The 25,309-nt window shown below is 38.3% G+C and carries 24 protein-coding genes and 1 tRNA gene; 3 read left to right on the top strand and 22 right to left on the bottom strand.

Annotated features, from left to right (window positions below; all coding sequences use genetic code 11):
• Positions 1 to 23: 23 nt before the first annotated feature.
• The 14 genes from nusA to H5S10_RS05900 form a co-directional block, all read right to left on the bottom strand.
• The gene (nusA, locus tag H5S10_RS05965; protein ID WP_182586961.1) at positions 24 to 1,211 is read right to left on the bottom strand and encodes a transcription termination factor NusA; all 1,188 of its coding nucleotides are present in this window, start codon (positions 1,209 to 1,211) and stop codon (positions 24 to 26) included.
• Positions 1,212 to 1,231: 20 nt separating this feature from the next.
• Complete coding sequence (gene rimP / locus H5S10_RS05960) at positions 1,232 to 1,705, bottom strand: ribosome maturation factor RimP (RefSeq protein WP_003674323.1); 474 nt, start codon at positions 1,703 to 1,705, stop codon at positions 1,232 to 1,234.
• Positions 1,706 to 1,828: 123 nt separating this feature from the next.
• Positions 1,829 to 6,160, bottom strand: a complete 4,332-nt coding sequence (locus tag H5S10_RS05955) for a PolC-type DNA polymerase III (protein ID WP_182589051.1) — start codon at positions 6,158 to 6,160, stop codon at positions 1,829 to 1,831.
• A 75-nt stretch (positions 6,161 to 6,235) separates the two neighbouring features.
• Positions 6,236 to 7,969 carry a proline--tRNA ligase gene (locus H5S10_RS05950; protein WP_182589050.1) on the bottom strand — a complete coding sequence of 578 codons (1,734 nt, stop codon included), beginning with the start codon at positions 7,967 to 7,969 and terminating at the stop codon, positions 6,236 to 6,238.
• A gap of 29 nt (positions 7,970 to 7,998) precedes the next feature.
• Positions 7,999 to 9,273 (bottom strand): RIP metalloprotease RseP, encoded by a 1,275-nt coding sequence (gene rseP, locus H5S10_RS05945; protein WP_182589049.1) that lies wholly within the window; start codon positions 9,271 to 9,273, stop codon positions 7,999 to 8,001.
• A gap of 22 nt (positions 9,274 to 9,295) precedes the next feature.
• The gene (locus H5S10_RS05940) at positions 9,296 to 10,081 is read right to left on the bottom strand and encodes a phosphatidate cytidylyltransferase (RefSeq protein ID WP_086142607.1); all 786 of its coding nucleotides are present in this window, start codon (positions 10,079 to 10,081) and stop codon (positions 9,296 to 9,298) included.
• 18 nt (positions 10,082 to 10,099) lie between these two features.
• Complete coding sequence (locus H5S10_RS05935; RefSeq protein WP_182589066.1) at positions 10,100 to 10,879, bottom strand: isoprenyl transferase; 780 nt, start codon at positions 10,877 to 10,879, stop codon at positions 10,100 to 10,102.
• Positions 10,880 to 11,086: 207 nt separating this feature from the next.
• Complete coding sequence (gene frr / locus H5S10_RS05930) at positions 11,087 to 11,650, bottom strand: ribosome recycling factor (RefSeq protein WP_003666863.1); 564 nt, start codon at positions 11,648 to 11,650, stop codon at positions 11,087 to 11,089.
• Between the two features lie 4 nt (positions 11,651 to 11,654).
• Positions 11,655 to 12,377 carry a UMP kinase gene (gene pyrH / locus H5S10_RS05925; RefSeq protein ID WP_182589048.1) on the bottom strand — a complete coding sequence of 241 codons (723 nt, stop codon included), beginning with the start codon at positions 12,375 to 12,377 and terminating at the stop codon, positions 11,655 to 11,657.
• An 81-nt stretch (positions 12,378 to 12,458) separates the two neighbouring features.
• Positions 12,459 to 13,334: a translation elongation factor Ts gene (gene tsf, locus H5S10_RS05920; protein WP_182586967.1), complete on the bottom strand. Its 876-nt coding sequence runs from the start codon at positions 13,332 to 13,334 to the stop codon at positions 12,459 to 12,461.
• 98 nt (positions 13,335 to 13,432) lie between these two features.
• A complete protein-coding gene (gene rpsB, locus H5S10_RS05915) occupies positions 13,433 to 14,221 on the bottom strand; it encodes a 30S ribosomal protein S2 (protein ID WP_003666860.1) in 789 nt (262 codons plus the stop codon).
• Positions 14,222 to 14,383: 162 nt separating this feature from the next.
• The gene (locus H5S10_RS05910) at positions 14,384 to 15,376 is read right to left on the bottom strand and encodes a D-2-hydroxyacid dehydrogenase (protein WP_182589047.1); all 993 of its coding nucleotides are present in this window, start codon (positions 15,374 to 15,376) and stop codon (positions 14,384 to 14,386) included.
• Position 15,377: 1 nt separating this feature from the next.
• Positions 15,378 to 15,668, bottom strand: a complete 291-nt coding sequence (locus H5S10_RS05905; protein ID WP_169471060.1) for a GIY-YIG nuclease family protein — start codon at positions 15,666 to 15,668, stop codon at positions 15,378 to 15,380.
• Positions 15,658 to 16,413, bottom strand: coding sequence for a tRNA1(Val) (adenine(37)-N6)-methyltransferase (locus H5S10_RS05900; protein WP_182589046.1), 756 nt, complete (start codon positions 16,411 to 16,413; stop codon positions 15,658 to 15,660). Before H5S10_RS05900 ends, H5S10_RS05905 begins: the two co-directional genes overlap by 11 nt.
• 95 nt (positions 16,414 to 16,508) lie before the next feature.
• Here H5S10_RS05900 and H5S10_RS05895 point away from each other — a divergent pair, with 95 nt between their 5' ends.
• Positions 16,509 to 17,147 carry a lysophospholipid acyltransferase family protein gene (locus H5S10_RS05895; protein WP_182589045.1) on the top strand — a complete coding sequence of 213 codons (639 nt, stop codon included), beginning with the start codon at positions 16,509 to 16,511 and terminating at the stop codon, positions 17,145 to 17,147.
• Between the two features lie 43 nt (positions 17,148 to 17,190).
• On the opposite strand, the gene H5S10_RS05890 is transcribed toward H5S10_RS05895, so the two are convergent.
• Positions 17,191 to 17,418 carry a YneF family protein gene (locus H5S10_RS05890; RefSeq protein ID WP_003666855.1) on the bottom strand — a complete coding sequence of 76 codons (228 nt, stop codon included), beginning with the start codon at positions 17,416 to 17,418 and terminating at the stop codon, positions 17,191 to 17,193.
• Positions 17,419 to 17,491: 73 nt separating this feature from the next.
• Positions 17,492 to 17,743 carry a DUF896 domain-containing protein gene (locus H5S10_RS05885; RefSeq protein WP_029507850.1) on the bottom strand — a complete coding sequence of 84 codons (252 nt, stop codon included), beginning with the start codon at positions 17,741 to 17,743 and terminating at the stop codon, positions 17,492 to 17,494.
• A 128-nt stretch (positions 17,744 to 17,871) separates the two neighbouring features.
• Between H5S10_RS05885 and lexA the strand changes: the two genes are divergently transcribed.
• The gene (lexA, locus tag H5S10_RS05880) at positions 17,872 to 18,498 is read left to right on the top strand and encodes a transcriptional repressor LexA (RefSeq protein WP_003666853.1); all 627 of its coding nucleotides are present in this window, start codon (positions 17,872 to 17,874) and stop codon (positions 18,496 to 18,498) included.
• Positions 18,499 to 18,536: 38 nt separating this feature from the next.
• Here lexA and H5S10_RS05875 read toward each other — a convergent pair whose 3' ends face one another.
• Positions 18,537 to 19,694 carry a hydroxymethylglutaryl-CoA synthase gene (locus H5S10_RS05875; protein ID WP_182589044.1) on the bottom strand — a complete coding sequence of 386 codons (1,158 nt, stop codon included), beginning with the start codon at positions 19,692 to 19,694 and terminating at the stop codon, positions 18,537 to 18,539.
• Between the two features lie 25 nt (positions 19,695 to 19,719).
• Entirely contained in the window at positions 19,720 to 20,388 is a 669-nt protein-coding gene (locus H5S10_RS05870; protein WP_182589043.1) for a ribonuclease H family protein, read from the bottom strand.
• Between the two features lie 153 nt (positions 20,389 to 20,541).
• On the opposite strand from H5S10_RS05870, the gene H5S10_RS05865 reads away from it, so the two are divergent.
• Positions 20,542 to 20,629, top strand: a tRNA-Ser gene (locus H5S10_RS05865).
• Between the two features lie 124 nt (positions 20,630 to 20,753).
• Here the strand turns inward: H5S10_RS05865 and H5S10_RS05860 are convergent.
• From H5S10_RS05860 to H5S10_RS05845, 4 genes are all read right to left on the bottom strand, one after another.
• On the bottom strand, positions 20,754 to 21,368 hold the full coding sequence (locus H5S10_RS05860) for a DUF308 domain-containing protein (RefSeq protein WP_113896557.1): 615 nt from the start codon (positions 21,366 to 21,368) through the stop codon (positions 20,754 to 20,756).
• 110 nt (positions 21,369 to 21,478) lie between these two features.
• The gene (locus tag H5S10_RS05855) at positions 21,479 to 21,997 is read right to left on the bottom strand and encodes an adenine phosphoribosyltransferase (RefSeq protein WP_003666848.1); all 519 of its coding nucleotides are present in this window, start codon (positions 21,995 to 21,997) and stop codon (positions 21,479 to 21,481) included.
• A 16-nt stretch (positions 21,998 to 22,013) separates the two neighbouring features.
• Positions 22,014 to 24,341 carry a single-stranded-DNA-specific exonuclease RecJ gene (recJ, locus tag H5S10_RS05850; protein WP_182589042.1) on the bottom strand — a complete coding sequence of 776 codons (2,328 nt, stop codon included), beginning with the start codon at positions 24,339 to 24,341 and terminating at the stop codon, positions 22,014 to 22,016.
• 122 nt (positions 24,342 to 24,463) lie between these two features.
• Positions 24,464 to 25,297 (bottom strand): SDR family NAD(P)-dependent oxidoreductase, encoded by an 834-nt coding sequence (locus H5S10_RS05845; RefSeq protein WP_153707173.1) that lies wholly within the window; start codon positions 25,295 to 25,297, stop codon positions 24,464 to 24,466.
• Positions 25,298 to 25,309: the final 12 nt, after the last annotated feature.

The raw sequence follows: 25,309 nt of genomic DNA, 5'->3' as shown, positions 1-25,309 counted from the left end.
TCACCCCGCTGCTTAATTTTTAGTTATTCTTCGTTATTGTCAGTATTTTCTTCTGAATCAGCTACTTCTTCAGATTCTTGATCATTTTCAGCCATTTCAGATTCAGACTTGATATCAATCTTGTACTTAGTCAAACGAGCAGCGAGACGAGCATTTTGTCCCCGCTTACCGATGGCTAAAGATAATTGATTATCTGGAACAACGACAGTACATGAACGTTCTGTTTGTCCTTCAGTCGTTTCTTCACCTTCGCTCTCCTCGGTTTCGCTTGCTGGCTTGTCTTCGTTAAAGATTACATCAAGTACTTCTGCTGGGTTCAAGGCATTAGCGATAAACTTAGCGGGATCCTTAACGTACTCTACAATATCCATATTCTCGCCATCAAGTTCATTAACGATTGCTTGGACACGAGAACCTCGTGGACCAACGCAAGTCCCAACTGGATCAACATTAGGATCATTTGAGTATACTGCAACCTTAGCACGATCGCCTGCTTCACGAGCAATATTTTCGATTAAGACAGTTCCATCTTTGATTTCAGGCACTTCTCGTTCAAATAATCGTTTCAAAAGTTCTGGAGCAGTCCGGCTAACAAAGATTTGTGGCCCCCGACGATCGTCATTTACTTTCGTTACGTATACTTGAATCCGATCATGGACATGGTAGTGCTCATTAGGCATCTTATCTCTAAAGCCCATGGCACCTTCTACACCATCTCCTAAATCAACATATGTAAAACGCTTATCTTCTCGTGAAACTTCACCAGTGATAATCTCGTTTTCATAAGTTTTATACTTGTCATAAATGATTTTCCGTTCTTCTTCACGAAGACGTTGCATTACCACTTGTTTAGCAGTTTGGGCAGCAATCCGACCAAAATCACGAGGGGTAACCTCTTCGCGAATTTCATCACCAATATCATAACCTTGGCCATGAGGGAGCTTCCGCGCATCAGCTAAACTCATAAATTCGTTGCTATCTGCTTCGACTGCTTCTTCATCATCAGTAATTGTTTTTACAGCGTAGACTTTAATATTACCAGTTAATGAATTGAATTCTACTTCAACATTCTTATCGCCATAGTTTTGCTTGTAGGCTGATTCAAGTGCTTGTTCTAACGCTTCAATAACAATCTCTTTCTTGATACCCTTTTCTTTTTCAAGATAATCAAGGGCGCCAATCATTTCAGTGTTAATTTTTGGCTTACTCACCTTTCGACACTCCTTTAATACTAGAATTTAATTGCTAATCGGGCTTGGGCAATTTTCTGACGATCAATCGTAATTTGCCGATGACGAGTCTTATCTAAATAATCCAATGTAATTTCCTTATCAGATAATTGCGTTAATGTACCCTCATAAACCTTTTGACCATTAATCTGTTGGTAAAGAGAGATGTGAATATAATGGTCAATTGCTCGTTGATAATCTTCCTCTTTCTTTAGTGGGCGTTCAGCACCTGGTGAGGAAACCTCTAAAAAGTAAGCCTGTGGAATTGGATCAGGTTCGACATTATCTAATGCTTCGCTTAATTCATCACTGACAAGTGCGCAATCCTCTAGCGTAATCCCACCGTCTTTATCAATATAAACGCGGAGGTACCAGCTTTTACCTTCTTTTACAAATTCTAAGTCATATAAGTAAAAATCATGGTCCTGTAAAATCGGCGTTACAAGATCTGTTACAGTTTCTACAACACTGCTCAAACGTGTCACCTCCATTATTTGCAATAAAAAGAGCGAGCATCTCTGCTCACTCCCACGAGTTATTTACCATAATCTATTGTAGCATGTAACATGGCCACTGGCAAGCAATGAAGCATGTTTTCGTTAAAACAAGCTAAGCTGATTTTCATCAGGCAACTTATCTAATACGTGATTATCCGTTAAGAAGTCAATTAGCGTTTGCGAAACCTTTCCGCGCTCTGCTAAATCTTCTTTAGAAAGGAATGGTCGTTCTTCACGTGCAGCAACAATTTGCTTAGCAACGTTTAGTCCTAATCCAGGAACTGCTCGGAATGGTGCAATTAATGAATCACCATCAATTAACCAATCGGAGGCATCTGATTTTTCAATATCAACCATCTTAAATTTAAAGCCCCGTTCCAGCATCTCATTAGCTAGTTCAAGAATGGTTAAGAGATTCTTCTCTTTTGCACTAGCATCATTTCCCTTATCATTGATTTCTTTCATCCGTTGCTTAACCGCATCTTTACCATGAGACATCGCTACTACATCAAAGTCATCTGCGCGCACAGAGAAGAATGCACAATAATAAACTAATGGGAAGTAAACCTTAAAGTAAGCAATTCGTAGGGCCATCAAAACATAAGCAGCCGCGTGCGCCCGTGGGAACATGTACTTAATCTTCAAACATGAGTCCATGTACCATTGAGGAACATTAGCTTCGTGCATTTTTTCCTGCCACTCGTCTGGAATTCCGCGTCCTTTCCGTACGTGTTCCATAATTTGGAAAGAAATTTCTGAATCCATCCCATAGTGGATTAAGTCGGTCATGATGTTATCACGGCAACCAATCACATTAGCGATAGTAGCAATTCCCTGTTTGATTAGTTCCTGGGCATTATCTAGCCACACACCAGTCCCATGTGAAAGACCAGAAATTTGTAATAATTGCGAGTAGTTTTTCGGATGAGTATCCTCCAGCATCCCCCGGACAAACCGCGTCCCGAATTCCGGTAATCCTAGCGTACCAGTTTTACTTTGAATTTGTTCTTCAGTTACTCCTAATACCTTAGGACTAGAGAATAGGGCCATCACCCCTGGATCATCCATTGGAATCGACTGAGGATCAATTCCTGATAAATCTTGCAAGGCACGAATCATCGTTGGGTCATCATGTCCCAAAATATCCATTTTAAGAATGTTATCGTGAATCGAGTGGAAATCAAAGTGGGTTGTTTCCCAGGCAGCTGTTTGGTCATCAGCAGGATACTGAACGGGTGTAAAGTCATAAATGTCCATATCATCAGGGACGATAATAATGCCTGCTGGGTGCTGACCAGTAGTTCGCTTAACACCAGTAGCTCCCTTTGCTAAGCGATCCTCTTCTGCCTTTCTAAATTCCTTTTCTGTATCTCGTTCGTAAGCCTTCACATACCCATATGCCGTCTTATCGGCAACCGTACCAATCGTCCCGGCACGGAATACGTTCTTTTCACCGAACAAAACTTTCATATAGTTATGGGCAATTGGCTGGTAGTCACCAGAGAAGTTTAAATCAATATCCGGCACCTTATTACCCTTAAACCCAAGGAAGGTTTGGAATGGAATATCATGACCGTCTTTTACCATTAACGTGCCACACTTTGGACATTTTTTATCTGGTAAATCGAAACCTGAACTATATTCTCCTTGCGTATAGAAGTGGGTAAATTGACAGTTTGGGCAACGATAATGTGGTGGCAAGGGGTTAACTTCTGTAATTCCCGAAAGAGTTGCAACTACACTTGAGCCAACAGATCCCCGTGAACCTACTAAGTATCCATCTTTGTTAGACTTAGCTACTAGTCGTTGAGCAATTAAATAGTGAACAGAGAAACCGTTCTTAACAATACTGTTTAACTCTAATTCAATCCGGTCTTGCACTAGTTGTGGCAAAGGATCACCATACCATTTTCTAGCGGTATTCCATGTCCGATCTTGAATTTCCTGTTCGGCCCCTTTCATATGTGGCGGATAAAGTTTATCTTTTACTGGTCGAATATTGTCATCGATCTCGGCGGCAATCTTATTACTATTCTCCACAACTAATTCGTGAGCCTTTTCTTCACCGAGAAAAGCAAATTCATTTAACATTTCATCAGTCGTTCTAAAGTGAACTTCTGGACGCTCAGTTCGATTTAACGGGTTTGCGCCACCTTGCGAATTAATCAAGATCTTACGGTAAATGCCATCATGCGGATCAAGGTAATGAACATCCCCAGTGGCAACCACTGTTTTTTCCAACTCATCCCCTAGTTTGACCATATTTTTGAGGATATCTTCAAGATGCTCTTCATCTGCAATCACGTGTTGTTCAAGCAACGGTGCATAGTTTGGCTTGGGCTGAACCTCAATAAAATCATAATAACGGGCCTTTTCTAATGCTTGATCGTAACCTTTTTCCATCATCGCGGTAAATACTTCCCCCGATGAACAAGCAGTTCCCAAAAGCAGTCCTTCACGATATTTCGTTAACACCGTCCGCGGGATCCGGGGTACCCGGTAAAAATATTCAACGTTTGATAACGATACTAACTTAAATAAGTTTTTCAAGCCTGCCTGGGTCTGAGCAAAAATCGTTACATGAAAAGGTCGAGCATGACGATAAGCATTATTTTCTTCCATATGCTTGTTTAAATCATCCACATATTTCACATCATAACGGGCTTCAGCATCTTTCAGGAACTTATAAAGTAAGTGTCCTGTAGCTTCCGAATCATAATTAGCACGGTGGTGGTGTTCCAACGCGACTTTGAACTTTTTACTAAGCGTGTTTAATCGATAACCTCGCATGTCAGGATATAAGAATCGCGCCAGTGGTAATGTATCGATTACCGGTTCCGTGATTTTTCCCATTTGATGACGTTCATAGCCAGTATTCATAAAGCCCATATCAAATGAAACGTTATGACCAGCAATAATACAGCCCTTACAAAAGTCCTTGAACATCTGAAAAACTTCTTCTTCAGTTTTGGAACCCTGAACCATTTCAGTAGTGATACTAGTTAAATTAGTTGTTTGTTCTGATAATGGGAAACCAGGATCGATGAATTCATCAAAACGTTCTAAGACATTCCCATCTTGCATTTTAACCGCAGATAATTCAATTACCTTATCGTAAATTGCTGATAACCCTGTCGTTTCCACGTCAAAAATGACATAGGTCTGATGAGCAAGTTCTTCATGATTCTCGTTATATACCAATGGAATTCCATCATCAACAACATTAGCTTCCATCCCATATAGCATTTTAATGCCCGTTTTTTGAGCCACACTAAATGCTTCTGGGAACGCCTGGACATTTCCATGATCGGTTACTGCAATTGCTGGATGTCCCCACTTATGAGCACGAGTTGCAAGCTCAGTAATCGAATTAGTGGCATCCATCTGACTCATTGTTGTATGCGTATGAAGTTCAACTCGTTTATCATCTTGAGGAGCTTTATCTTGACGCGCTGTATGAGTTACTTCATTAACATCATAAGCCGTGATTACTAAGTCTCGCATCCAGGTATCTTCTTGCACCGGTCCGCGAACTTTCAACCACATTCCTGCTTTGATATTGGCAAATTGTGCTTCTTCATCACTGTTACGTGAGAATTTTTTTACAGCAAAAGAAGAAGTATAGTCCGTAATTTCAAACGTTAATAATTGACGACCTGAGCGCAGTTCCCGAATTTCTGCATTAAATACATATCCTTCAACAACCACAGACCGCTCTTCACCCTCAATGTCTTTCATTTGAATAACATTCTGCTTACTATCAATCATTCGGCCAAGTTGGACTGGACCATCGGCAGGTGCGACTGGTGCACTTTTCTTTGCTGTCTTCTTTGCGGCCTCATTTTTCTTGATACGGGCAGCCGCCTTGGCAGCAAGCGCAGCATCCGCCTTCTCATGTTTAGCCTTTAATTCTTCAATTTTTGCTTGCGAGGCTGACTGGTCAACAAATGGGTGAATCCTAAATTTAGGAAAACCTAGCTCTTGGTATGATTTTTCAATCTTATCTAATGCTTTCTGTGCTAGTAAGTCTTTAAGTACCTCATTTTCGACAACCAGCGTCACACGGCCATCCTTAACTTCGGGAGCTGTTTGTAAGCAAGCTTGTTGGAGCATTGGTGTATCACTAATTGCTTTATTAATTATGAACTGCCAATAATTAGCTATCTGTGATTCATCAAGTTCTGTCATGGGAGTACTAATCTTTAAACTAACTTTAGCAATATCTTTGAACCCGAGTTGTAAGCTCTGATTGAACTGTGTAAATAGGTCATACGGCAAAGCTTTATTAAAGATTAAGTGAAACTCCCACTGCCGAGACTTTTTATGAACAATAACTGATTGAACTGCGGCATTTCTGAATGCAGAATTGTCTTTTTCCGGAAAGTGAATTTGTTCTAATAGTTTTCCAAATAATTCTTGGCGACTTAATCCCACGTTCTAATCCTCCTACTTAAAAATGTGGTGCGAGTAACGTTACCTATCTTAACATCGCAGCCACATTAGTTTAAATTATTTGTTTTTTTCTTCGTTCAATTGCTTGAGTAAAATCCCCACCGTATTTACTAATTCTTCCTGTTTAACTTCAACAGTTTCACCAGTTTTACGGATCTTAATTTCAACGATACCATCTTGAGCTTTCTTACCCACAGTAACTCGAATTGGAATACCAATCAAGTCTGAATCAGCAAATTTAACCCCTGCTCGTTCTTTCCGGTCATCTACCAATACCTCATAACCAGCTTCAGTTAATTGTTGATCAATCTTATCAGCCATGGCCATTTGGTCTTCCTTCTTGGCATTAACCGGAATTACGTGAACATCAAATGGAGCGATGCTATCAGGCCAGACAAGACCATTTTCATCAGCATTTTGTTCTGCAACAGCTGATAATAAACGGGTTACACCAATACCGTAGCTTCCCATGATTACGTCTGTCAAACGACCATTGCTATCAAGAACTTGGGCACCAAGTTTGCTTGAGTAATGAGTACCCAACTTAAAGATATGACCAATTTCAATTCCGGGAGTAAATTTAAGTGGTTTACCATCAGGAGCAATTTCTCCTTCTTTAACGTTCCGGAAATCACCAAATTGGTCAACTCGGAAGTCACGATCAATATTGGCATTAACATAGTGATAACCATCTTCATTGGCACCACATGCCATATTAACTAAGACCTTAACGTAATTATCAGCAAGAATCTTAACTTCTTCACCTACTCCTACAGGTCCAAGTGATCCTGGATGAGCATTGAGGTACTTTTCAGCATCTTCTTCTGTAGCTAATTCAAGTTCTTCACAATCAATAGCATTCGTTACCTTTGCTTCATTAACTTCATCGTCACCACGCATCAATACTAAGACTGGTTGGTATTCATCTTCACTCATTTTAGCAATGTAAAGCATAGATTTGATAACTTGATTAGGATCAAGATCTAAACTTTCCGCAGCTTCATCCACCGTATGAGCACCTGGAGTAGCCTTTTTCTCAATTGGTGCAGGAGCAGCTGTTTGTTGTACACCAACAAATTTGCTTTCAGCTTTCTCAATATTGGCAGCATAATCACCATCAGTATAAGCGATTATGTCTTCCCCTACTTCAGCAGGTGCAGAGAATTCTTGTGAGTTCTTACCACCCATTGTTCCCGAATCTGCGAGAATAACTTTATAGTTTAAACCAATCCGATCAAAAATATTCCGGTAGGCCTTTGCTTGATTATTGTAGGCTTCATCTAATCCTTCTTGATCCGCTGAGAAAGAGTAACCGTCAAGCATTTCAAATTCTTTCCCACGAAGAATTCCATAACGAGGGCGATCTTCATCACGGAACTTATCTTGTAATTGATAAACTACTAATGGAAGCTTCTTGTAAGACTTAATACTATCGCGCAATACTTCAGTAAAAGTTTCTTCATGAGTTGGGCCTAAAATAAAGTCACGGTCACGCCGATCTTTAAGTTTGAAAAGATTATCACCATAGCTTTCGTAACGACCTGATTCCTTCCATAAATCAGCTGGAAGAAGACCCGGCATAAGCATTTCAACTGCTCCCGCCTTGTCCATTTCATCACGAATAATATTTTCTACTTTTCGAATAACCCGGTAAGCTAATGGCAAATATGACCACACCCCCGCAGATACTTGGTAAATGTATCCGGCACGAATCATCATTTTGTGACTTAAGGCTTCCGCATCACTTGGGGCCTCTTTTTTTGTTGGAATTAATACCTTTGACTGTTTCATTAAAAAATATACTCCTTTGTTTTATTAAATTACCGAATAAAATATCTTTGAATATCGTTCCATGTTACTAGAACCATAAGTGTTAGTAAGATTAGGAAACCAATCATTGTGATAATTCCTTCAGCTTTTTCAGGAATTGGTCGCCGAATGATCACTTCAACAATATTCAATAATAATTTCCCACCATCCAATGCTGGAATTGGTAATAAGTTAACAATTCCTAAATTAATTGATAAGAGGGCTAAGAAATTTAAAACTCCATTGATTCCCAATGAGGTGGCTTGTGATGTTCCAGCATAAATTGCTACCGGTCCACCAAGGTCATTTAAGCTAAATCCATGAGTAAACATGTGACCAAGAACACTGAAAATTAATGTTCCCGCTTGGATAAATTGCTGCCAGCCAAACTTCAATCGAGCAGCTAAACTCTTTTCTTGCTTTTCAACAATTCCAATTTGCCCAACTTTTTGATGACCTCGTTCAACTGCTTTTGGTGTTAACTTAGTATGAAATGTCTTGTTACCACGCTCATACGTTATTGACACTGTCTTATTAGGCTTATTTGAAATGTTAGTTGAAAGGTCAGTCCAATTATTGATCTTTTGGTTGTTAACCTTAACAATCCGATCGTTTGCTTTTAAGCCCGCTTTGGCAGCTACGGAACCTGTATTAACTTGCCCTAACTGATTGCTATTAGTTGGTACGCCCGTTAAGGTGAAACCAAGGATAATAAATACTACTAAGGACAAAATAAAATTATTCATTGGACCAGCAAAATTGGTCATCATTCGGGCAGGAAGACTTGCTGAACGAAATTGAACATCACGTGGGGCAATCTGTACCTCGGTTCCGTCTCGTTCAATAATCATTGCATCATGGTCAACACTATATACCTTTAGCTGATCTTCGTCCCCATTGACATATCCTTTTATCCATAAGCCATCTTCTAAATCACAAGCAACTAATTGAAGAGGGATCCCCTGAAACAAGGTTGTTTTATCACTAGCATTAATGCTAATAACTTTATCTTGATCATTTAGTTGAATTGTTAGGGGGGTACCTGGCTTTAGCTCATCTTGGTCCTCATCATCAGCCCCTGCTAATCGAACATATCCACCGAGGGGCAAAATTCGAATAGTATAGGTAGTACCATTTTTTCGTTTCCACCAAATTTTTGGACCCATTCCTATTGAAAATTCACGAACCAAAATTCCTGCTCGTTTAGCAAAATAATAATGACCATATTCATGAACAAGGACAAGGATTCCAAAAACAATAATAAATGTAATAATTGTTATTATCAAAAAATCTCTTCCTTACGTTTGATTAAATGATCCCTAATAAATGAAGCATTGGCATAACAATTAACATGCTATCAAACCGATCTAAAATCCCACCATGGCCTGGAAGAATTTTTCCTGAATCCTTCACACCATAGTAGCGTTTTAATGATGATTCAATTAAATCACCAAATTGACCGAAGATTGAAAGAATCAATGTAACGAATATCATTGTTACCCAACCTGCACCAACAGGGATAAAGTAGCAATAAATAGCCAAAATAATAACAGCAGCTAATGTACCGCCAATTGAACCTTCCCAAGTTTTATTAGGACTAATCTTAGGAGCAAGTTTATTTTTACCGAGTTTTCGGCCAATTAAATATGCTCCACTATCTGTAATCCAAACGATTAGCATTCCATATAATAGCGTTTGAAAATTGATTGCCCGAGCAGCAATAAAATAGCGAAATCCCATTCCGATATAGAGCATTGCTAATGTTAAAACCCCGGCGTCGTCGAAAGTAAAGCGTTGTTTTCGAATAACTGTATGTAATAGAAGTAAAACAACTAAAATATAGAAGCCGAACCATCGAGTTGCAACGCTAGGTAAGAAGTCAAGCCAACTATCCGGTAATATTAATAAAGCAACCCCCAGATAACTAATCAAAGCTTCAAATGAAATTACAAACATTTTTTTCATTACCAATACTTCTGACATTGCAACGATTCCTAATGCAACTGCTGCAATTGTTAATGGCCAATGACCATATATAATAAGCGGTATAAAGATTGCAAGTGCAATTACCGCGGTCGTTATTCTTGTTTTCAAAACAAAATCTCCTTATTATTATTGATTTTTTAATCCACCGAACCGCCGATGACGTCCTTGATAGGTAATTATTGCTGATCGCAATGAGTCTTCATCAAAGTCTGGCCAGTGCTCTGGAACAAACTCCAATTCACTGTAAGCAATTTGCCACAGCATAAAGTTACTAATTCGCTCTTCGCCACTTGTTCTGATTAACAGATCAGGGTCTGCAAATTGACCTAGTTGTGCTGACATTAAGTACTTACCAAATGCTGCTTCATCAATATCCGCGATTGCCAAGTTCTCATTTTGAACGTCTTCTGCAATCTTTTTAGCAGCCTGAGTGATCTCATCTCGACTCCCATAGTTCAAAGCAAAGTTGAGAATCATTCCTGTACAGTGGGCTGTATCAGCCATTGCATCTTTAACAGCTTTTTGCGTAGCTTCAGGTAACTGCGTAATATCTCCCATCACTGTTACCTTAACATTATGTTTGACAAGGTCTGGAACAAATGTTGAGAAGAAACGGACAGGCAATTGCATTAAATAACTTACCTCTGAAGAAGGACGTTTCCAGTTTTCGGTTGAAAAAGCATATAATGATAAGACTTTTACACCTAATTCACTGGCAGCAATTGTAATCTTTTTTACCGTTTGCATTCCCTGCTTATGGCCAGCGACCCGTGGAAGGTGCCGTTTCTGCGCCCACCGGCCATTACCATCCATAATAATTGCAATATGTTTAGGAATACGATCCATATCAAGTCGCTGATTTATTTCATCATGTTTACTTTTGGAAAACACTAATTGTTCCTCCATTTTTATCATGTACTTAGGATTAATTACAGACATTTATTAAAAATTCACGTCTGCCAATTAATTATAGCTTTTATTATACCAGAGGCAAATTTCGATTTGTCAATCCGTAATAAATTGTTACATAGTTTTATCATAACAATTCAATTTTAGCCAAAAGAAAAAGGTTGTGGACTTACGCAAAGTTCACAACCTTTTTAATTCTGAAAACTAGCCTTCCATTAATTCCTTTTCTTTTGCACTTGCAATATCTTCAAGGTTCTTAATTCCAGCATCTGTTTCGTTTTGAACTTTCTTTTCAAGATCATGGAATTCATCATCATTAAAGTCGCCGTTCTTGTTACCCTTCTTTAAGTCATCCATCGCTTCACGACGAACGTTTCGAACTGCAACTTTAGCCTTTTCTAACTCAGCCTTAACGTCTTTTACTAATTCTTTCCGCCGATCTTCAGTTAATTGTGGGATGATTAAGCGAATTGAACTTCCGTCGTTTTGAGGAGTTAATCCTAAATTAGATGCATAGATTGCTTTTTCAATTTCTTCAAGCACGCTCTCATCATAAGGAGTAATTAATAATTGCCGTGCTTCTGGAATTGTGATTGATGCAACTTGATTTAATGGAGTTGGTGCTCCGTAATATTCAACTTTAACAGAATTTAATAAACTTGCATTGGCTTGACCAGCACGAATATCAGCAAGTGTCCGTTGAAGTGCATCACCTGATTTTGCCATTTTTTGTTTGGCATCATTTAAAATTTCTTTTCCTGTAGCCATATTATCAGTCTCCTTCAATTGTTGTACCAACTTCTTGACCAGTTACTACTTTCAGAATATTGCCTGATGTGTTCAAGTTGAAGACTACCAATGGAATATGATTGTCCATCGATAGTGAACTAGCAGTAGTATCCATTACATGTAAATTCTTTTCAATGATATCCATATGGGTTAAATGATCAAACTTAGTAGCATCCTTAACTTTATTTGGATCAGCTGAGTAAACACCGTCAACCCCATTTTTACCCATTAAAATGGCATCAGCGTTGATTTCTGCTGCTCGTAATGCAGCAGTAGTATCAGTTGAGAAGTAAGGACTTCCTGTTCCCCCAGCAAAAATAACGATTCGATCTTTCTCTAAATGACGAATAGCTTTCCGCCGAATATATGGTTCAGCAATTTGGCGCATTTCAATTGAAGTTTGTACTCGGGTAGGAACCCCAATTGATTCAAGCGCATCCTGAAGTGACAAGGCATTCATAATGGTTGCTAACATTCCAATATAGTCAGCTTGTGCACGTTCCATCCCTAATTCAGCACCAGTAACACCACGCCACATGTTACCACCACCAACAACAATGGCAATTTGAACGCCCAAATCATGAACTTCTTTTAATTCCTTGGCTACATCTTTTAAAACGGGAGGGTTAATCCCAAAACCCTTGTCGCCAGCTAATGCTTCTCCACTGAGCTTTAAAATTACTCGCTTATATTTAATATCTGCCATATGATATCCTCCTTGAATTTGCAAGTTAATTTTTAAAAAAGGACGCACTACATTGAGTACGTCCTCCTTTTGACCGAACGCTTAGTTCATTTGGTCCTTAACTTCTTGAGCAAAGTCATCTTGCTTTTTTTCGATTCCTTCACCGACTTCGTAACGAATGAAGGACTTCAATTTACCATTCTTACTTGAAACATATTGTTCAACAGTTTGGTCAGAATCCTTAACAAAGTCTTGATCTGCTAAACAAATTTGTGAAAGGAACTTGTTTAAACGACCTTCAACAATCTTGTCAACGATCTTTTCAGGCTTTCCTTCGTTCAAAGTTTCTTCCTTGAAGATAGCACGTTCATGGTCAAGACGTTCTTGAGAAACATCAGCACGAGTCATGAATTCAGGATTGATAGCTGCAACGTGCATTGCAACATCCTTAGCAGTAGCATCATCAGCACCTTCTAAGACAACTAATGCAGCAATTTGACCACCTTGGTGTAAGTATGCACCAAAGCTATCACCGTCATCCTTTTCTACAACAGTGAACCGACGAAGGCTAACCTTTTCACCAGTCTTTTGTGTAGTACTGATAATATCATCATTTAATGTACCATTTTCAGTCTTGATTTCTAATGCTTCTTCAACATTAGCAGGCTTGTTTTCACTAATTAACTTAGTAACCTTCTTCAATAAGTCCTTAAATGGTTCACTAGCAGCAACGAAATCAGTTTCTGAATTCAATTCAACGATTGCAGCTGTATTACCATTAACAGCAATATCAGCTAATCCTTCAGCTGCAACACGGTCACTCTTCTTGGCTGCCTTAGCAATACCCTTTTCACGAAGGTAGTCCATTGCTTTGTCCATGTCACCATCACTAGCAACTAATGCCTTCTTAGCATCCATGATACCGGCACCGGACTTTTTACGTAATTGCATAACTTGAGCAGCTTTAATTTCAGCCATGACGAAATCTCTCCTTTTATAATCTTTTTTTGAAAAAAGGGCTGTTTAGTACTTAGGCCAGAATGGTCCGTACAAAACAGCCCAAGAATTTAATGTTTTTAGTCTTCTTTACCTTCAACGCTGTTCTTCAAGTTCTTTAATGAATCTTCGCTAACAGTTTCGTTAGCAGCGTTATCATCAGCAGTTTCTTGTTGAGCATCGTCTTGACCTTGCTTACCTTCAACAAAAGCATCAGCCATCTTTGAAGTGATTAGGCGAACGGCACGGATAGCATCATCGTTTGATGGGATAACGTAATCAATGTCGTCTGGGTCAGTGTTAGTATCAACCATAGCTACGATTGGAATGTGTAACTTTTGAGCTTCCTTAACAGCGATTTGTTCCTTGTGAGGATCAACGATGAACATAACATCTGGAATCCGTGGCATATCTTCAATACCACCAAGGAAACGTTCAAGCTTTTCACGTTGCTTAGTTAAGACAGCAACTTCCTTCTTAGGAAGAACATCAAATGTACCGTCTTCACTCATCTTCTTAAGTTCCTTCAAACGAGCGATCCGTGATTGGATAGTCTTCCAGTTGGTCAAAGTACCACCTAACCAACGGTGGTTAACGTAGTATTGACCTGCACGAGTAGCTTCTTCTTCAATAGCATCTTGAGCTTGCTTCTTTGTACCAACAAATAAAGCAACACCATCGTTAGCAGCAACATCCTTCATGTAGTTGTAAGCAGTATCAATTAACTTAACAGTCTTTTGTAAGTCAATGATGTAAATACCGTTACGTTCAGTAAAGATGTATTCTTCCATCTTTGGGTTCCAACGACGAGTTTGGTGACCGAAGTGGACACCGGCTTCAAGCAATTGCTTCATAGATACAACAGACATAAATATACCTCCAAATTGTTTTTCCTCCCCAGTTTTCTTCTGGCAATGGGACTATTTAAGCACCCTCACCACCATCATTCTGGGTGTGAAATTGGCGCGTAACACCGAAATATAGTATACAAAAAACCTTGCAAACTGACAAGGTTTTTCACTTAACTTATTTTAAAATTTAACTAGTTTATCTGAGGTGCCAGTTTTAATCAAATCTAGATTAGCAGACAAACTCATCTTAACCATATTTTTGATTGCTTGATCAGTATAGAAAGCAATATGTGGCGTGATTAAAACATTTGGTCGATCAACTAAATCTTTAAATTCATCATAATCGACTTCTTGGAAATTAATTTGCTGGTTAAAAATCTTGGTTTCACCAGTCATTACGTCTAGAGCAGCTCCTCCGACTTTACCGCTATTCAACGCTTCAATCAATGCCTTTTCATCGACTAATGGTCCACGGGCAGTGTTAACCAGTAAGACCCCGTCCCGCATCATTGCAAATGTTTTTTCATTAAGCATTTTATCTGTCGCTGGAACATGGGGCAAATAAAGTGAAATAATTGTTGCTCGTTTATATAATTCATCAAGGCTAACGTATTCAACAATTCCTTCTAGTTCCTTATTTTGATGACGGCTATACGCAATCACTTTTGCACCAAAACCAGCAAAAATTTTAGCTGCTGTGGAGCCAATGTTTCCTGTTCCAACTATCCCGACAACCTGCTTATTCATTTCCTTAGCAAGATGCGGTGCCCAGTTATAATCCCCTTTCGCTAATTTTAAATAAAATTCTTTTGTTCGCCGCAAAAGATTAAGGGCTTGAGTAACTGAAAATTCGGCAATCGCAGCTGGGGAATAAACCGGTACATTAGTAATTTGGAAACCAAGTTTTTGTGCTAATTCATGGTTAAGATTATCAACCCCAACATTTCGCAATGACATCTTTGTAATACCATTAAGCGCTAGTTGACGTAAAGCCTCATCTGAATAAGGCTTTTGCTGGAACACTACTACTCCATCGCTTCCTTTAGATAAATTGACTGTGTTTTCATCTAAAAGTTTCGTTGTTGAGTTTACAGTTACTTCAGGATGTTCCTCTTGCCATTCCTTAATGTAAGGAACTTCATCCTGATAAACACCATACATATAAATCTTCATCTTAATTCCTCCGTAGTTTCAATAAATCGACACCATGGTCTAATAAAAATTTTTCTTTTTGACGGCGGGTTTGATGTTTAAAATAATATTCCGCACTCAAGGCATCATGCTTTGATTCAAATTCTTCTGAATAAATAAGCTTTAGCGGATGACGCTTTTTCACACGAGTATATTTTGCCCCTTGATAAGTTTGATGGGTGTGAAAGCGTCGTTTAACATTGTTGGTAAAGCCACAATAAAGGCTATTATCCGCGCAATACAATACATAAATATAGTATTTCTCACTTGCCATATAATAGCTCCTGAACCGCTGGAGTATACCCGTTATCTTCTCCATGAACAATCAATGGTGGTACTACTTTTACTCCCCCAGGCCGGCCATCCTTAATCACTTCAAGCAGCAAAATATTCGCATCACGATCAGGTTTAGGGTGAATAAACTGAATTCTTTTAGGCGCTAATCTGTTTTCCTGACATACTTGTAAAATCTCACCTAAACGATCTGGACGATGCACAAGATACCCATGACCATTCATTTTTAATAAACCACTCATCTTTTGAATAACTGTCACTAAATCAGTTGCTATTTCATGACGAGCAATCGCTAAAGCTTTATTTGGATTCTTCTGGCTTTGGGCTGTAACTGGGAAATAAGGAGGATTACAAAGGACAATATCAATCGAATCCTTAGAAATATAATCATTAATATTAGCAATATCATCATTAATGACGGTATAACGATCTTGTAAATCATTTAGCAAAATTGTCCGTTCAGCCATATCAGCAATCTGTGGTTGTAATTCAACTTCAGTAAATGTTCCGCCAAGCTTATCGTGGAGAAAAATGCCGATTGCCCCATTTCCAGCGCATAAATCAACAATTTTCAATTTCTGTCGATGATTGGGACGCACGAAATTCGCTAATAAGACAGCATCTAATGAAAACGCAAAATAATGGGGATTTTGGATTATCTGTACATCCTGACTATATAACTGATCAATTCTTTCATCCTTTTTTAGAATATTTTTATTTTCCATTATGTCCTCCATTATTTTTTGTACTTGCAAGATCCACTTTTTTTCGTCATACTGAGGAACGAAAACTTAATTTTGTTATAGATTGGAAGATTGACATGTTGTACACTTTCCTCGTTAAAATCGTTAATCCATTTTTAAATTTGATTAACGGGCGACCTAAAATATACAATCGGGAAAACATCCCTGAAGGCAATTATATTATTATTGCACCTCATCGCACTTGGATGGATCCTGTCTTACTAGCGCTTGCCGTATGGCCCAAAAAATTTAGCTTCATGGCTAAAAAAGAACTTTTTAAGAATCCAATTGCTAGCAAATTCTTAAAAGCGTTGAATGCCTATCCAGTTGATCGGAAAAATCCTGGACCGTCTGCTATCAAAAAGCCGGTTACAATTTTAAAGAAAACTGATTTATCGACCATTATTTTTCCTAGCGGATCACGCTATTCATCTAAATTAAAAGGCGGGGCCACTGTGATCGCTAAAATGGCAAACGTTCCCTTAGTTCCTGCTGTTTATCAAGGCCCCCTAAAATTTAGCCAGCTATTTACCCGTAAACCTCGCCAAATCGCATTTGGAAAGCCTATTTATATTGATCGAAAGCAACGACTTACTCCTGAAGTACAGACTGATTTAGAAAAGCAAATGCAAGATGCTTTTGACCAATTAGATCGACAAATTGATCCTAATTATAAATATATTGTTCCTCCAAAGCCGAAGAATGACGAATTTTAATTTCCAATATAAAAGGATGTGATAAATATCACATCCTTTTATATTATTTACGATTTGATTTTTTAGCTTGTGCTTTCATCGCTTGCATCATTTGATGTAATTTACGACTTGATGGTTTTTGTCCCATTTGAAGCATCATTGTCCGCAGCATCTCTTCCGAAATCGGTGGATTATTGCGGAGGTAGTTTTCCATGTATTTACGTGCACCAAAGAAGCCGATAACCAAACCGACTAATAATGCAAGAATCATTAGCATGATCGTCATACCCACAATTACTTCCTCCTTTGCTCGTTACCTATCCATCTTACACGAAAGAGTAATTTTTGAAAAGAGCAAATCACTGTTAATCGTCACGAAGTCCTTTTTTACGTTGGATTTCACGAACTTTTTCAGGAGTAACTTCTTTCCCTTCTTTATCAAAGATCCGCATCATTTCAATATTACTGCGCATTGCTTCCCTAAAGTTTTTAAGATATTCCTTTCTCAAACGATCTCGTTCTTTTGTTTCTTCTTCAGTTAAGCCTTCTTCTTTATTTTTATGAGCAAGTTCATTAATTCGCTTCAATAAAGCTTCTTGTTCTTTAGATTCAGCCATTATAATCATCTCCTTAGCAAAGTCGATTTTACTTATTTTATAAAATTAATGCAAATCGCGAACGTACGTTTGAAATATGCATCTATCTATGATAAGCTTAACACAATTAATGATAATGAGGTGTCAATATGGCAAAGGTAGCAAAAAATAAACAAATGGCCGTCCTAAATTATATTCACAAACAAGTTGAAGATCATGGCTATCCACCGACTGTTCGTGAAATTTGTAGTGCTGTTGGCCTGTCTTCAACTTCAACAGTCCATGGACACATCTCCCGCTTAATTGAACAAGGATTCTTACAAAAAGACCCTTCTAAGCCTCGAGCACTTGAGATTACACCCAAGGGACTTGATATTTTAGGTGTAAAACCGATTCAAAAAGAAATTCCAATGCTTGGCGTTGTTACGGCTGGACAACCAATTTTAGCAGTCGAAAATGCTACTGAGTTTTTCCCGATACCTCCTTCCATTCAAGATAATAATGATTTGTTTATGCTTACCATTCGTGGAACCAGTATGATTAAGGCAGGGATTTTTAATGGCGACCAAGTAATTGTGCGTAAACAATCCACCGCTAAAAATGGTGATATCGTTATTGCAATGAATGATGATAATGAAGCTACTTGCAAACGATTCTATAAAGAAAAAACACGTTTTCGTTTACAGCCAGAAAATGATACGATGGAGCCAATCTTTTTAGACAATGTGAAAATTCTTGGTAAAGTGGTGGGACTATTTCGTGATCATATTTTCTAAACCTAATAAAAAAGGAGTCCATTTTAGGGCTCCATTTTTTATTTAGCTTCATAAATCCGTTGATGATCCTTTTGCCCTTTAAGAACAAAAGGTAATGGATCATTAGCAACATCAAACTCGATATCCTGGTCATTCATTCCTAATTGACTACTAAATAGCTTTTCGTATTCTGCCACCGAAACCTGGTGACGATGCTTTAGTTCTTCTTGAATATTATTCATATAATGCTCGTAGCCATCTTCTAGGATTCCTGTGTAGAACTCTCCTTCTGCACCAGAACCATAGCTAAATAACCCAATTCGACTTCCAGCTCTTAAGTCACTATTTTGTAACAATGACATTAATGATAAATATAGGGAGCCAGTGTAAAGGTTACCAATTTGGCGCGAAAATAGCTGACTTGCGGTTAATTGTGTTCGTAATCGTTGAGCTACTTCGTCATTACGATCTTTGAGCAACCCTTCTAATCCTTTCTTCCCCATTTTAGTAAATGGCATATGAAATGTAAGAGCAGCAAAATCCGCTAATTCCCGCCCAGTTAATTGTTGATAACGGGTAAAAGTTTGCAGGAAGAATTCAATATAAACATTAGTAGAGTATTTTCCATCTACTAGTGCTTCTGTTGCATATAGCGGTCGCCAAAAATCCATTATATCCTTACTGTAAGCAACAGTTGTATCTTCAAGGGTTAGAATGTGAGGATTCCGCGAAATCAGCATTGCAACTGCTCCAGCTCCTTGAGTCACCTCTCCTGGAGTATTCAATCCATAACGGGCAATATCAGCAGCGATCACCAATACAGTTTCTTGGGGATTAAGCGCCACTACTCCCTTTGCAAATTGGATAGCAGCTGTCGCAGAATAACAAGCCTCTTTCATTTCTACCGTTCGGGTAAAGTCGCTAAGCCCTAATAAGTGTTTAATGTAGATTGCACTTGCTTTTGAATTGTCAATTCCTGACTCAGTTGCCACAATTACTGTTGAAATATTTTTTTCTAATTCAGGAGTAAGCAATTTTTTTGCTGCTGTAGCTCCTAAAGTTACAATATCTTGCGTAGGTGGGATAACTGCCTGTAGATCTTGGCCAATTCCAATGGTAAATTTATTGGGATCTACGCCGCGTTTTTTTGCTAATTCAACAAGGTTTAAATAATCATTTGTTGTTGCAAAAGCCATTTTATCAATACCAATTCTCATTTCTTATCATCCTCTTGTTAAATAATCATAACTGATCCATCGTTTTATTTAGTAATTCATCGACCTTATTATTTCCAGCATTCGTTGCATGACCCTTAGTCCAATCAAAATGTAAATTAGGGAACTGAGGTAAAAGGGCAACAATTTCTTCCCATAGTTCTTTATTTGCTACTGGCTTGCCACCAGCGGTTAACCATCCCCGCCGCTGCCAATTAGTTAACCAGCCTTTCATAATTGGGTCTAGTACGTAATGTGAATCCAAAATCGCTGTAATTGGTTGATCTTGGAGGCCAAGTTCTAATAGTTTAGTTAGTGCTTGGATTAAAGCTGTAATCTCCATTTTATTATTAGTAGCCCCAAATTTGCCAGCAGTTCCTGTATAAGCTTGATCTTTAGTTTGAATAAAATAAGCCCAGGCCGCTTTATCATCTGCCTTAACATGCTGTCCCAACTTATTGCCATGATTACGGGAGCCTCCATCAGTATAAACAAGAATATTATCAGAATAATCAACTGCTTTAGTCGATGGCACAGTATTTCCCGTAGTCTGAAGCCACTCATTAGCACCTTTAAGCGTTAAGAAGCTTTTGAACTTAGCATTTGGATAGCCATTAACTTCCTTCTGACATTCAGTCCAAGTTTTATATATTCCCGGATGACGACCTTTTTTGACTGCATAATATTTTTTTACCATAAAAATCCCCTAATTAAATTTCAAATTACATCATAATATTAGAATATCATATCAGCAAGAAATTATTTCTGCAAAATTATTAAATAGCTATTTCCTTGATGGATATTCTCTTTACGCTTTACATTTTTTTTGTTACAATAATAAAGTTGAAATGGAGACATACTCAAGTGGCTGAAGAGGACGGTTTCGAAAACCGTTAGGCGTGTAAAAGCGTGCAGGGGTTCAAATCCCCTTGTCTCCTTTATCTAAAGTTTTGCTGATATTCAATAGTTGTTAAAACGTTGATATATCAGCTTTTTTATTACACAAAAAAGGACACCCATTAAGTGCCCCACTGTCTTGAACTAATCTTAAGTTATTTAGTTTTATTGATTAGCAATATCGTATGTGGTTTTGCCGTCTTTGGCAGTATACAACGCCTTACTAGAATCACTTGGATTCATAATGCTAATTGAATATCCTTCACCTAATGCTTTTTCTACTTGTCCTGAATTACTTTTAATCGACTTAGTTAAGTTAGGCCAGCCCATTTGTTCAGCCTGACTTGGATCTTGCGCTAAAGCTTTCAATGCTTCAACCGTATTATCATCAGTTGGCGTAATCTGGAATGTCTTACTATCTTCGTTATAGTCAACTGACCCTAGTTTTGAATAACCCTTTTGCATTTGACGCAAAACAGCCATTGTCTTACTTTCTTGTTGCGCTTCATTTGCACTTGAATTGCCAATTGTCAATCCATTTGAAAATGATGAAAAGCTACTGGACCGCGCAACCTGAGAAGATGAAGTACTTTGGCTTGAGCTAGTAGAATTACTATGATGAAAATAAGGTAAATTAATCACACCATAAACAATTGCGATAATACTCAATACAACAATGATTGTCCCACTTTTCCATTCACGGTACTGTTGCCATGAATTAGCAAGATAAAAACCACCCAAAATTAAAAATAGGGCTCCCATTATTACTAAGAAAATCATAAATTAACTGGCTCCTTTTTATCAACGTAATGTTATTGTCCCGCATTCATTGTATATATACAACTATAATTTAAAAAGAAAAAAGGCTAGTATCCCCAGCCTCCTCCTAATTAAAATTCCATTAATGCCTTCATATCGTAATCTTTAAGCTTATCACGACCATGAAGATCTTTTAATTCGATTAAGAATGCACAGCCAACAACAATACCACCCATTTGTTCAACCATATCAATTGTTGCAGAGATTGTTCCACCTGTAGCTAAAAGATCATCCACAACAAGAACTCGTTGTCCTGGTTTAATTGCGTCGGCTTCCATTTGCAAGGTAGCTGTTCCATATTCTAAGTCATAAGATGCACTAATTGCTTTTCTTGGCAACTTACCTTTTTTCCGTGCCGGAGCAAATCCAACACCCAATTCACGAGCAATAGGACATCCAACAATAAAGCCTCGCGCTTCTGGTCCTACTACCATATCTACCTTTTTATCCTTAGCATAATCAACTAATTCGTCAGTAGCTTGCTTAAATGCAGCTCCGTCAGCCATTAAGGGTAAAATATCCCGAAAAATAACACCCTTTTCTGGATAATCAGGAACACTAGCTACGTATTTATAAAGGTCTAAAGCCATGAGATAAATAGTCTCCTTACTCTAAATTTAGATATTCCAATAGCCATTTAGCAACCGTTGCCGCATCATTAAAAAGCAACTGTTGTTCAACTTTGTATTGTGCTAATTGTTTTTGATAACGTTTAGTTTGCGTTAAATCAGTCTTATTAGTTGGCTCATTAAACTTTAACACGTCATCTTTTATTGTAACAAATCCTGCTTCAGAAAACACTTGAATCATTAGATTTAATCGATCCATATTAATCTTTAAATGATTGCTAACTGCTTTAACTTGCATTGGCCATTTTAATTCTTTTTGCTTATAAATAAATCGATAAAGCTGTGCAAAATCATTCCGTGTTGGAAGTCCAGCTAAATAGGCACTTTTTCGCTGATAAAGTAATAAGCGAATAGTTGCCGGCTCTCCTTCATCCTGTGCAAAAATCTGTTTTAGCATTTCTTCACTCGATGGACAATCAACCAGCGTTACTTGTTGCCCAGAAAAATCAGTCTTAATTGCTTCTTCGATCGATAAAGTATAGCCAGGAGCCACATGGGGAGCAATATTTTCTCGCAATCTTGGCTCTCTTACAATGTAATAATCTGAAGAACTAAAAAGCTGAGGAGTTAGTTTATTCGTTCGTTCATCAATAATTACCGTTCCATTAATTTGGAGATCTTCTAACATCAGTTGGACACTTTTTTTACCACGCCACTCATTAAGACTAACTTTAACGGCTAAATTAATTTGTCCGGTCGACGCAGATAATAGTGTTGCCAAATTTCCTTGACCAAAAGCGACAACTGTTAGATTTTCTTTATCACTTACAATCGAAAATTTTAAATGCTGGTGTTCCTGGCCCATTGTTTTGACATCGACAACTTTAACGTTATTTAATTCAAAAACCGGTTCCATATTTCCTGGACCAAATGGAGCAACCCGTTGAATATCGTTATATAACTGTTGGGTGACATCAGTTGGCGCAAGTTTCATTGCGATTGGAAGAGGTTGCTTTACCGTTGGATCAAATTTTTGTTTGACTGCTTCTTCTTCCAAGGCTATTTGCAGAGGTACAATATTTTTCTGATCAAAAGAAAGGCCACAAGCAGCAGGGTGTCCGCCAAATGTCGTAAATAGTTCACGATGAGCCTCTAAGGCATTGAACAGGTTAAAACTGTCAATGCTTCTACCAGATCCCTTTATTAAGGTCGGATTACTTTGATCAGTTGATGCGATAATCGTTGGCTTTCCGGTCTCATTCATAATCCGACTAGCAACAATTCCTAATACGCCTTGATGCCAACCTTTTCCAATAATTAATAGGGTTCTTTTCTGCTGGTTAGCTGAACTCTTGACTTGCTTTTCTGCCTCTTTCATAATATCAGCAACTAGGTTCTGCCGTTCTTTATTCGCCTGATCTACCTCTTTAGCTAATTTTTGTGCCTCATCCTCATCTAAACTCGTCAGCAACTTAACTCCATCATTAGCATCAGCAATTCGGCCAAGTGCATTTAGCCGTGGTGCAATGCCAAAGCCAATATCCTGATCAGTTAGATTGTTAGCTTTAATATCAGCCAATTTCATTAAAGCTACTAACCCCGGACGCATCCCCTGCCGTAAGTGCTGAATACCATAGGAAACTAACACGTGATTTTCGTCCGTAACATTTACTACATCAGCTATTTCACCAATTGCAACTAAGTCTAGTTCTTCAACCGGAAACTCACCAGTTAAAGCCCAAGCTACCTTAAATGCAACACCAACTCCTGACAAATCAGGAAAAGGATAATTACTCCCCGGATAGCGAGGGTGAACGATCGCAACAGCATTAGGCAAGTCAGCTGGTAACTCATGGTGGTCAGTAATTACAACATCTATTCCTGCTTGCATTACCTTATCAATAACATTTTTTCCACTAACGCCATTATCCACTGTAATAAAAAGCTGGGTACCCTTATCAATAAGACGTTGATAAGCATCCATGTTGGGCCCGTATCCATCTGTAAAGCGATTTGGCACATAATAATTAACATTAGCGCCGATGGATAATAACGTTTCATACATTAAGGATGTACTAGTAATTCCATCTGCATCATAATCACCATAAATAGTAATTTGTTCTTGCTTTTCGACTGCTTGCTCGATTCGCTCAACTGCTTTATCCATATCATGCAATAAGTTTGGATCATGGATCTCTTCCAGCGATGGTTCAAAGAATTTTTTTGCCTGTTCGGTTGAATCGATTCCTTGCTGAGCTAATAAGGTTGCTAATATTCTAGAAATGCCTAACTCTTTTTCAAGCTTATCAACAATTGCTGAGGAAGCATTATCGGCAATTCTCCACTTAAACTTTGCATCAATCATTTAAAATTAACCACCATTTCAACGCCAAAATTAAACAAGAGGCTGGGATAAACTCAGTCTCTTTTATTTTCCCCCCTTTTTTGAAAGGAGTTTCTAAATTCTGTAATCCCCAGAGAAGCATATTATAAGTTCTTCTTATCTTGTTGGAAATCAAAAAATTTCTTAATTGCCCAGTCACCTAAACCGGGAATAACTTGATAAGCCCAACCAAGATAAGCCACATATCCTGGAACATTAATTTCCCTTGTTTTGTACCCAACATTATTCCAAATTCGTCGAGCTAAGTCTTCAGGAGAGATAAACATCCACTTTGGTAAATGAGCCCGATAAGTATAGTCATTGTCTGCTTTATCAAAGAAAGGTGTATCAATTGGACCAGGATTAACTGTCAACACTTGGACACCATAATCAGCAACTTCCATTCGCAAAACATTATCAAACTGGATCACTCCAGCTTTTGTTGCTGAATATACAGCGCTATTTGGTGTAGGCAGTTTACCAGCTAACGAACCCATATTAATAATGGCACCATATCCCTGATCCATCATTTGTTTAGCAACACACCGGCTAATATACATTAAAGCTAAAAGATTTGTATGGACCATTTTTTCCATCGAGCTGTAAGATTCCTTAACTACAGGAATAAAGTCACCAAGCCCAGCAGAATTAATTAATACATCGATTCCTCCTACTTCATGCTGAACCTTTGAGAGCACATCATCAATTTGGTCAGGATCGGTGACATCTAATTGATAAGCAAATGCTGGACGACCTGATAAAATCAGACATTTTTTAGCTACTTCTTGCAACTTCTCAAGATTACGAGAAGCCACAACAACGATTGCGCCACGACGAGCAGCCTCAAAAGCCAACTCTTTGCCGATTCCACTTGAACCACCAGTAATTAATACAACTTCATTTCGCAGAAAACGTAACGTCTTTACTCTTCTCAGCATCTTTTGCCATCT

The sequence above is a fragment of the Limosilactobacillus balticus genome (assembly GCF_014145615.1).
GTDB lineage: Bacteria > Bacillota > Bacilli > Lactobacillales > Lactobacillaceae > Limosilactobacillus > Limosilactobacillus balticus.
Note: the sequence above shows the minus strand (reverse complement) of the source record. Positions and strands in the feature narration are given on the sequence as shown.

Bases quoted from the DNA above. Each gene is read 5' to 3' on its own strand.
- H5S10_RS05895 (WP_182589045.1), top strand. From the start codon at position 16,509: ATGTTGTACACTTTCCTCGTTAAAATCGTTAATCCATTTTTAAATTTG.
- rpsB (WP_003666860.1), bottom strand. From the start codon at position 14,221: ATGTCTGTTGTATCTATGAAGCAATTGCTTGAAGCCGGTGTCCACTTC.
- pyrH (WP_182589048.1), bottom strand. From the start codon at position 12,377: ATGGCAGATATTAAATATAAGCGAGTAATTTTAAAGCTCAGTGGAGAA.
- H5S10_RS05875 (WP_182589044.1), bottom strand. From the start codon at position 19,694: ATGAGAATTGGTATTGATAAAATGGCTTTTGCAACAACAAATGATTAT.
- H5S10_RS05845 (WP_153707173.1), bottom strand. From the start codon at position 25,297: ATGCTGAGAAGAGTAAAGACGTTACGTTTTCTGCGAAATGAAGTTGTA.
- recJ (WP_182589042.1), bottom strand. From the start codon at position 24,341: ATGATTGATGCAAAGTTTAAGTGGAGAATTGCCGATAATGCTTCCTCA.
- H5S10_RS05910 (WP_182589047.1), bottom strand. From the start codon at position 15,376: ATGAAGATTTATATGTATGGTGTTTATCAGGATGAAGTTCCTTACATT.
- H5S10_RS05900 (WP_182589046.1), bottom strand. From the start codon at position 16,413: ATGGAAAATAAAAATATTCTAAAAAAGGATGAAAGAATTGATCAGTTA.
- H5S10_RS05870 (WP_182589043.1), bottom strand. From the start codon at position 20,388: ATGGTAAAAAAATATTATGCAGTCAAAAAAGGTCGTCATCCGGGAATA.
- tsf (WP_182586967.1), bottom strand. From the start codon at position 13,334: ATGGCTGAAATTAAAGCTGCTCAAGTTATGCAATTACGTAAAAAGTCC.
- H5S10_RS05885 (WP_029507850.1), bottom strand. From the start codon at position 17,743: ATGGCTGAATCTAAAGAACAAGAAGCTTTATTGAAGCGAATTAATGAA.
- lexA (WP_003666853.1), top strand. From the start codon at position 17,872: ATGGCAAAGGTAGCAAAAAATAAACAAATGGCCGTCCTAAATTATATT.
- frr (WP_003666863.1), bottom strand. From the start codon at position 11,650: ATGGCTACAGGAAAAGAAATTTTAAATGATGCCAAACAAAAAATGGCA.
- H5S10_RS05950 (WP_182589050.1), bottom strand. From the start codon at position 7,969: ATGAAACAGTCAAAGGTATTAATTCCAACAAAAAAAGAGGCCCCAAGT.
- H5S10_RS05860 (WP_113896557.1), bottom strand. From the start codon at position 21,368: ATGATTTTCTTAGTAATAATGGGAGCCCTATTTTTAATTTTGGGTGGT.
- H5S10_RS05905 (WP_169471060.1), bottom strand. From the start codon at position 15,668: ATGGCAAGTGAGAAATACTATATTTATGTATTGTATTGCGCGGATAAT.
- H5S10_RS05935 (WP_182589066.1), bottom strand. From the start codon at position 10,879: ATGGAGGAACAATTAGTGTTTTCCAAAAGTAAACATGATGAAATAAAT.
- H5S10_RS05855 (WP_003666848.1), bottom strand. From the start codon at position 21,997: ATGGCTTTAGACCTTTATAAATACGTAGCTAGTGTTCCTGATTATCCA.